This is a genomic window from Janthinobacterium sp. FW305-129, assembly GCF_020858115.1.
In the GTDB taxonomy this organism is placed as follows: domain Bacteria; phylum Pseudomonadota; class Gammaproteobacteria; order Burkholderiales; family Burkholderiaceae_D; genus Janthinobacterium.
The window spans coordinates 1-8,348 of record NZ_JACYMM010000026.1 but is presented as its reverse complement, the minus strand read 5'-3'; the positions used below and the strand labels follow the sequence as shown (position 1 = coordinate 8,348).

At 59.2% G+C, this 8,348-nt stretch carries 7 protein-coding genes; 1 reads left to right on the top strand and 6 read right to left on the bottom strand.

The window, feature by feature from the left end; all coding sequences use genetic code 11:
- Positions 1 to 268 precede the first annotated feature (268 nt).
- Entirely contained in the window at positions 269 to 1,348 is a 1,080-nt protein-coding gene (locus tag IGS61_RS27535; protein ID WP_230542476.1) for a tartrate dehydrogenase, read from the bottom strand.
- Positions 1,349 to 1,451: 103 nt separating this feature from the next.
- Between IGS61_RS27535 and IGS61_RS27530 the strand changes: the two genes are divergently transcribed.
- Entirely contained in the window at positions 1,452 to 2,351 is a 900-nt protein-coding gene (locus IGS61_RS27530; protein WP_230542475.1) for a LysR substrate-binding domain-containing protein, read from the top strand.
- A 14-nt stretch (positions 2,352 to 2,365) separates the two neighbouring features.
- On the opposite strand, the gene IGS61_RS27525 is transcribed toward IGS61_RS27530, so the two are convergent.
- The 5 genes from IGS61_RS27525 to IGS61_RS27505 form a co-directional block, all read right to left on the bottom strand.
- Positions 2,366 to 3,856 carry a DUF3482 domain-containing protein gene (locus IGS61_RS27525; protein ID WP_230542474.1) on the bottom strand — a complete coding sequence of 497 codons (1,491 nt, stop codon included), beginning with the start codon at positions 3,854 to 3,856 and terminating at the stop codon, positions 2,366 to 2,368.
- Complete coding sequence (locus tag IGS61_RS27520) at positions 3,853 to 5,331, bottom strand: DUF2868 domain-containing protein (protein ID WP_230542473.1); 1,479 nt, start codon at positions 5,329 to 5,331, stop codon at positions 3,853 to 3,855. The genes IGS61_RS27525 and IGS61_RS27520 overlap by 4 nt, the downstream gene beginning before the upstream one ends.
- A gap of 62 nt (positions 5,332 to 5,393) precedes the next feature.
- Entirely contained in the window at positions 5,394 to 6,083 is a 690-nt protein-coding gene (locus tag IGS61_RS27515; protein WP_230542472.1) for an acid phosphatase, read from the bottom strand.
- 221 nt (positions 6,084 to 6,304) lie between these two features.
- Positions 6,305 to 7,531, bottom strand: a complete 1,227-nt coding sequence (locus IGS61_RS27510; protein WP_230542471.1) for a sensor histidine kinase — start codon at positions 7,529 to 7,531, stop codon at positions 6,305 to 6,307.
- Positions 7,518 to 8,207: a response regulator transcription factor gene (locus IGS61_RS27505; RefSeq protein WP_230542477.1), complete on the bottom strand. Its 690-nt coding sequence runs from the start codon at positions 8,205 to 8,207 to the stop codon at positions 7,518 to 7,520. The genes IGS61_RS27510 and IGS61_RS27505 overlap by 14 nt, the downstream gene beginning before the upstream one ends.
- Between the last annotated feature and the right edge of the window lie 141 nt (positions 8,208 to 8,348).

Sequence of the window (8,348 nt, the reverse complement as noted above, 5' to 3'; positions counted from 1 at the left end):
TCGGCGCTGCACTACATCAAATGTCCACACTTATCGACTGTTAATTGTTAAAGAACTGTATTCGGTACTGCTTATTTACTACTCTCGCGCTATTGACAAAGCGTTGTGTTTGTCAGCTGCGAAGAAGGAAGAGTATGAAGCGTTTCGGCTAATTCGTCAACCTTCTTTTTTACTACCTTCACCGTTTCCAGTGATCCCGTTGTTTCGCAAACTGCTGCATCTCATTGGGGAGGCGAACTATAGCAAAGCTGCCCACGGGCGGCAAGCTTTATTTCAGCAGTGCTGCCACCGCCATGCCGACCTCGGTCGTACTGGCGCTACCGCCCATGTCCGGCGTACGCGGACCATGCTCGAGCACCTGCTCGATGGCGCGCACAATCGCGTCATGTGCGGCCGTGTACCGGGCGTCGCCATTGCCGAGGAAGTCCAGCATCATGGCGCCCGACCAGATCATGCCGATCGGGTTGGCGATATTCTGGCCATAGATATCAGGCGCGGAACCGTGTACCGGTTCAAAAACGGAGGGGAATGTGCGCTCCGGATTGATATTGGCCGACGGTGCAATGGCAATCGTCCCCGTACAGGCAGGGCCCAGGTCGGACAGGATATCGCCAAACAGGTTTGACGCCACCACCACGTCGAAACGCTCGGGGCTCAATACAAAGCGGGCCGCCAGGATGTCGATATGGTATTTATCCCAGTGCACATCGGGGAAGCTTGGAGCCATAGCCTCCACCCGCTCATCCCAGAATGGCATGCTGATGGCAATGCCATTCGACTTGGTTGCCGATGTCAGGTGTTTTTTAGGCCGGCTTTGCGCCAGCTCAAACGCATACTTCAGGATGCGGTCGACGCCCTTGCGCGTAAACACGGATTCCTGCAGCACCGTTTCGCGCTCCGTCCCCTCGAACATGCGCCCGCCCACGGACGAATATTCTCCTTCCGTATTTTCACGCACGACATAAAAGTCGATATCGCCAGGTTTCTTGTTCGCCAGCGGACACGGTACGCCCGGCATCAGCCGCACGGGTCGCAAGTTGACGTATTCGTCGAACTCGCGCCGGAATTTCAACAGCGATCCCCATAAGGAGATATGGTCGGGCACCTTGTCCGGCCAACCCACGGCGCCAAAATAGATGGCGTCAAAATCCTTGAGCTGGGCAAACCAGTCCGAGGGCATCATCTGGCCATGCTTCAGGTAATAGTCGCAATTCGCCCACGCCATGGTCGTAAACTGCAGGTCGATATTGAAGCGGCGCGCCGCGGCCTCGACCACACGCAACCCTTCCGGCATGACTTCATTGCCGATGCCGTCGCCTGCGATAACTGCGATTCTGTGTACGGCCATGACGTTCTCCTGTTGATTGATGGATGCGTTGATGATACTGGCGCCGCATCAGAATACAATCAGGGGATTCATAACCCCAGTATCTACATTCCGTGGTCAATCAATGAAACATACACCGCTGCTGGAAGACTTACGCCTGTTTTGCCAGGTCGCCCATAAAACCAGTTTCGCCGCCACGGCGCTGGAACTGGGCATTTCCAAGGCGGTCGTCATCAAGCGCATCGGCATGCTGGAAGCGGCGCTGCAAGTGCGTTTGCTGCACCGGACGACGCGCCGGGTCAGTATCACCGATCACGGCGAGATCGTGCGGCAATGGGCGCAGCGCATCCTGGAAGATGTCGAGCAGATGGGTGAAGCGGTGGCGCAGTCGAAATTGCAGCCGCAGGGCGTGCTGCGCATCTGCTCCAGTTCCGGCTTCGGACGCAACCGGCTCGGCCCCGCCCTGTCCCAACTGGCACGGCAGTATCCAGACCTGAAAATACAGCTGGAATTGCTTGACCGCCCCGTTGACCTGCCGGGCGAAGGTTTCGACCTCGATATTCGCATCGGCGTGGTGCGCGAGCCAGACCTGATCGCCCACCGTATTGCCAGCAATCAACGCGTACTGTGCGCCGCACCCGCCTACCTGACACAACATGGCACGCCGGACACCCTGGCGCAATTGGCTGAGCATGCCTGCATCGTCATCCGCGAGCGCGACCAGGATGGGCGGCGCTGGAAACTGCAAGGGCCGCACGGGCAGGAAACGGTGAAGGTCGATGGGCCGCTATCGGCCAACAATGGCGAGATCGTCCATCAATGGGCACTCGATGGCCACGGCATCATCTTGCGCTCGGCATGGGATGTGGAAAGCAGTCTGGCGCAAGGCAAGCTGGTTCGCATTTTGCCAACATATCAACAGCTTGCCGATGTGTGGGCGGTCACAACTTCGCGCCTCTCGAACTCGGCCAAGGTCAGGGCCTGTGTGCAATTTCTGCAACAATGGCTGCAGGCCCGCGCCTGATTGGGCCTGATACGCTACACGAGGCGCGGCACATCCGGATACAGACGCGCCAGGGTATCGGAAGTGATGGCGGCAATCACGGGGGAGACCCGCTCGGCGGCTTGCTCTGATGACTTTTCCCGGCGCACGTCTTTCCACAATTCTGCCAGCGCGCCTTCATGGCGCGACACCGCTTGCTCGACTTCATCCTGCCAGAAGGCCGGCGCTTCGCTTTCCACAAAGTTGCCGCGGCCGCGGCCAAAATGCGCCACCGCCAGATAGCGCAGCACGCCCGCCACCACCAGGGTGCGCAGGAAAGCATCGGTAAATTGCATGGTGGGCTCGTTGCGGTCCGTGCCGGAATTAAAACCCCAGGCGGCGCCCGCAAACGTCAGTGCACCGACCACGCCGCCAAGCAAGGCGCCCGTGCCCAACGTCAAGCCGCCGGAAATCAGGTCGGCCGACAGTCCCGTTGCAGCACCAGAAATCATGGCGCCCAACAACCCCGCTTGCGCCTTGTCGATCGGCGCGCGCACGGCGAAATTTTCCCGTATCCGGCTATTGATCTTATGCGCATCGGTAGGATCGAGTTTGTGCAAGATCAACAGTTCACGCGTCGTTTCGCCGCTGTGCGTATTGAGACGCGCTACCAGGTTAGCCATGGCCTTTTCCTGGCGTTGCTGCTCTGCATTCTTGCCGATACCCACGACTTGCAAGGCCGATTTCAGCAAGCCCTTGGACGCCGGCTCGATGGCTTCGCGATCCTGGGCAGCCACGGCCAGCTGGGTGGCCAGCAAATGCATGGCCTGCTGGAAACGTGCCGTATTCTGCGCTTGCCAGACAGCAAACAGACGTGCATAGCCGGCTTGCTGCGGCTGTGGCAACAATTTGCCTACGGCCTCATAAAACACGCGCTCATGTACCCAGCAGCGGGCAAAGGCGTCGAGCGCCAGGACGTCGCGCACGATGGGATATTGCTGCAAATGCTCGCGCCAGCGCGCCTGCTCGCTGTGCTCCTCATTGCCCGGACGTGGCGGCCCCATCTGATTGAGCAAGACCACCACGGGCTTATCCAGCCATGCAAGGATTTTCATTTCCGCTGGCAAATAACCTGCATCCCGGGGATTTTCGGAAGAGTTAACCAGATACAGCACCACATCGGCAGAGTCCTTGGCCGTGCGCAGCGCTTGCTGGCTGAGCCAGAACGGCCGGTCGCGGTAACGGTCCAGCACTTCGCGCAGGAACCAGCCGATGGGATTGCCCGACTGCCCCAGGCGCTTGAGCAGGCGCACGGAGTCGCCAAAGCCGGGCGTGTCCCACAGTTGCAGGGCATCACCCTGCGGCGTGGCCAGCAAGGTATGCGATTCCGCAAACACGGTCACGTGGGCGGCGTCGCGCACTTCGCCGACATCCACGCCCACCAGGGTGCGCGCCAGGGTCGTCTTGCCATTATTCGTGTGTGAAATCAGTGCAAACTGAATTTGCACCGCATCATCCCGGACATCTTTATTCACATTCACACTCATGCTGCTGCCGATACTTTCAGCCCGACACCGGCATCAAGCGGGTGCAAGGCAGGATTGAGCAAATTGACCAGGGTGGCCGTGGTTTTATGGAACTGGCAGAACTGTTGCCACAAGGCGACTCGTTCCGCCAAACGGGCGGCATTATCCACCTGCTCGCCCGCGCGCTCCAGGTAGCTGGACTCATCGATCAGGACGGCAATGCCGCGTGCCGACGATTGCACCAGGTAATCGAGGAAGGCGCCGTGATTTTCCTTTTCCGGCGTCGCCGTCAAATTGAACAGCACGGCCGTGATATTGATTTGCGGATCATTCAAGTCGGTGCCGCGCAAGACCTCCTGCGGCTCTTCGCCATACGACGTCGATGGACGCAGCATCATGCGCCCCTGCTCGCCAAACAGCATCATGGCCAGTTGACCCAATCCCTTGTGGCGCGCCTCATCGACAGTAAAGCTGTACGGCAAGACGCGCAGCATGCCGCCCGTGGCCACGCCGATGCTTTCATTGAGTTTGCGGAAATAAGGTTGATCGAGATCAAGCGGAAAGTGTTTCGCCAGGCGCGCGGCGCGCCAGTTGTTGACCAGGGCCAGGATCAGGCGGGGCACGACGACCAGCAGGAAAATCGTTGCCGCATACAAATGCACCCAGCGCGCGCCGCCTTCGACGGTCGTCGTTTGCGGGAAGCGCAGCGCTTCGATTTCCGCCAGCGAAAAACCTTGCAAATGAAACAGGGCGATGGCCGGCGCAAACAGGGTCGAAAGCAAACTGTGCACCTGGCCGGCATTCAGAAAGGTACTTTCCCAGCCGGCCGCGTATTGCGACAGGAAACCGCGCGCATACAGCGAGGCGACGGCGCCGATGGCAAACATGGCCGCGCTCAAATGAATGGTACGGCTCAGGCGCGCGGCCGTCAGCTTCGCGCTCAGGTGCGCCCATTCCCCCATGAAACTGAGCAAGCCCGCAGACAAGGCATGCGGCAGCTTGCGCGGCAAGGCCAGGCGGCCCACGCTCAGGTGGCGCACCAGTCCCGCTTTTGGCCAGCCCAGGGAGTGCGAGGGGATGCATAGCCAAATCAGCAAGCCCAGGTAAACCAGCACATTCCAGGCGATGATCAGCAGCAAGGGCGCTGACAGCAAGTCGACGCGATGGGGATCCGTTATACGGTCGAGCCCGGCGCCCAGCAGCAGGGCCAGCAGGGGCAAGGTCAGCGCCAGGGTTGTCATGCCGTTACGGCGTTTCGCGAACGCGGCGAAGGCGGGGGTGCGCTCGGTGATGCGTTTGATGATCAGTTCGGAGCGCTGCTGCAGGAAATCGTCACCCGTCACTTCGGCCTGCTTGCCAGAAGCTTGCCACTGCGCAAGCTCACGCGCGCTGCGGCTGGCATACATGCGGTCATCCTCGCTGAGGACTTCTTTTTTCTGGTCGGCCGTCTCGATAGCACGGACCAATACCACTTCTCTCGCAATCTGCTCGTTCATGGTGCTCCTGTTTTTGTATGAAACGACAACTCGACAGGCAGATTGTGACGTACTTTCGTGTTTCAGGCCAACGCGTCTTCCGCCCGGAACAAGTGCTGCAGGAGATAAATCAGGAAGGCAGCGATCCACGCCGACCACAAGGTGTGCGTAAAAAATTGCGTACCTTGCAACTGTTGCTGCCAGCCTGCCGCCAAACCGCACAGCAGCATAACAGCAGCGAGCAGAAGCGCCGTGCGTGGCCGTCTTGGCAGGCAGAACAATGGCAAGGCCAGCAGCCACCAGGCAGTGTTCGCCTGGGTGGCGGGCAGGCATACCATGGCAGACGCACTGGCTGGCATCGTTTCCAGCAAGCGCGCGTACGGCTCCAGTCCGCCATAGCGCAGCAAATCCGTGGGGCAAGGCACATCGCTGAAAGAAGAGAGAAAATAGATGCTTAGCGGCACCAAGACGGCCGACAGGGCCACGACGCGCAAAGCGCTGCGGCGTGAAGCAAGCCAGGCCAGCGGATGCAAGGTGTCCCAGATGGCCAAGCCGATCAGGGCGGAGCCAAGCAAGATCATACCCAGTTGGAAATTGCCCACCCACGCGCTGCCAGCACCGGAAAATTGCCCACGCGTCCCGTCGAACATGCTGTCGGCGATCATGAGGTCGAGGTTGCTGTAATTGCCGATCCAGAGTATCAGCATGGCCGACAGCATCAGAACGCTATCGATGCCTTTGGGCGTTTTGACGAGTTTAAGCTTGGACAACATGAGTGCACGCATTTACTTGATGAGATGAAAGGGACTGGCCGCATCAGTGCTGCAGCCATGAAAGTCATCGTACAGTGTCAATATGAAGAGAACATGACGCTGCCTGCCGTGAACGACACGGACGAGGCAAGACGAGCTTTCAGAATGACCTTACAAGTATCGGCATGAATTACGCGTCAACAGCGCGTTAAGTTTTCGTTAAGTGCATGCAAAAAGCAAGCTTATCTAAAATCAATCCTCAGCACGCTGCCGCCAGTGGGGCGCACTTTGAATGCCAGGTCGGCGCCCAGATACAGGCAGATGCGCTGAACCAGGCCCAGCCCCAGGCCGGTGCCCGACGAGCCGCCCAGGCTGGCTGGTATCGGTTGATGCAGCAGGCGCGCCCGCGCCGCTTCCGGCAAGCCAGGCCCCGTATCCTCGACGATCAGTGCCCGTCCCGCCAGGCGCACGATCACTTCGCCCTGCAAGGTGTACTGGCAGGCGTTGCGTACCAGATTGCCTATGGCGGCCGTCAACAATTCACGCGGAGCATTGACCGTAAAATCTTCGCCACCCGCAAACACGAGGGTAAGCGACTTTCCCGCCGTATAGGATTGATAGCGCTGGCATTCTTGCCGGGCCAGTTCCGCCACGGAGAGTGACGCGCATTCAAGCAATTCAGGCGCGCGCGCCAGGCGCAACAGCACCGTCACGGAATCGGTCGCTTCACGCGCCGCCCGGTAGATACGTCCGGAGGCGGAGCGCACCAGCGGATCGTGGCCGCCTTGCTCCATCAGGATTTCCGCCGCCCCCGTGATCACGGTCAGCGGCGTGCGCAGTTCATGACTGACATCGCCTGTAAAAAACCGTTCTCGATCAAGAACTTCGGTCAACTCCGCCGTACGTGCCGCAAAAGCACGCGCCAGTATCCCCAATTCATCGGCACTGTCTTGCAGCGGCAAGGCCGCCTGGCTGGCCTTGACGGCCTGCGTCAGCGACATGATCGGCGTAATCAAACGATTGGCGATGAAGGCGCCCAGCAGCGAAGCGCAAATCAGGAAACCGATAAAACCGAGAGCAAACATGCTGTACACCATCAGCTCGATCTTTTCATACTCCGTGGCATGATCGATGACGACGAATTCGCCATGCACATCGTTGCCGACCAGCACGTGCAAATCGACGCCGTCGACGGTTTTCTCATGCATACCTGGCGCCAGGCCGCGCAAGGGCAGCGGGGTATCCTCGGCATGATGAAAGCTCAAGCCGGCAGGCATCTCGACAGACAAGCCGGCCGCATGCCGCGGCGACGCCCAGGCTGCCACTTCTTTCAGGCGTTCGTCGACCAGGCGCACTTCGATACCTTCGACGGCGATGGCGGCGATGATGGCAAAAAAGATGCTCGCCACCAGCGCAAACAGCAGGTAGGCGACGATGATGCGCCGCTTCAGCGATTTAAACGGACGCATCGCTACTCAGTAATTTGTAACCGATGCCGGGAATGGTGCGTAGCATGGGAAAGGCAAACGGTTTATCGAGCACCTGACGCAGCGCATGAATGTGCGTGCGCAGGGCGTCGCTGTCGGGGCGGTCGTCGCCCCAGACTTCATGCTCGAGCATTTCGCGCGGCACCAGCTTGGGCGCTTCGCTCATCAGGCATTTCAGGATGGTGTAACCGGTTCTGGTCAAGGTCAATGCCTGACCGGCGCGCCAGACTTCGAATTTTTCCGTATCGAAACGCAGTTCGCCCACAGTCAGCACGGCGGCGCCCGTCGTTTGCCCGCGCGCGCGGCGCAGCAAGGCTTTCAGGCGAATTTCCAGTTCCAGCAGCGAAAATGGCTTGACCAGGTAATCGTCGGCGCCGCTGTCAAAACCGGCGACCTTGTCTTGCAGGGTATCGCGCGCTGTCAACATCAGCACAGGTGTGCTACTACGCAATTCGCCGCGCAGTTTCTGGCACAGCTCCAGGCCAGTCAGGCCGGGCAGCATGACATCGAGCACGATGACATCGTATTCATGCTGGGCCAGCAAGGCCAGGCCGGCATAGCCATTCATGGCCGAATCGAGCACATGGCCCTTCGGTTCCAGATAGGCATAGAGATTGGCGAGAATATCGGGATTGTCTTCAATGATCAGGATGCGCATACCGCCATTGTAGGGGGAATTGAGCTGCATCAGACAAAACCATCAGACGTAAAAAAACCCCCAGCGGATCACCGATGGGGGTTTTTTCGAATAACAAGCCTGACGATAACCTACTTTCACACTGGTTGCAGCACTATCATC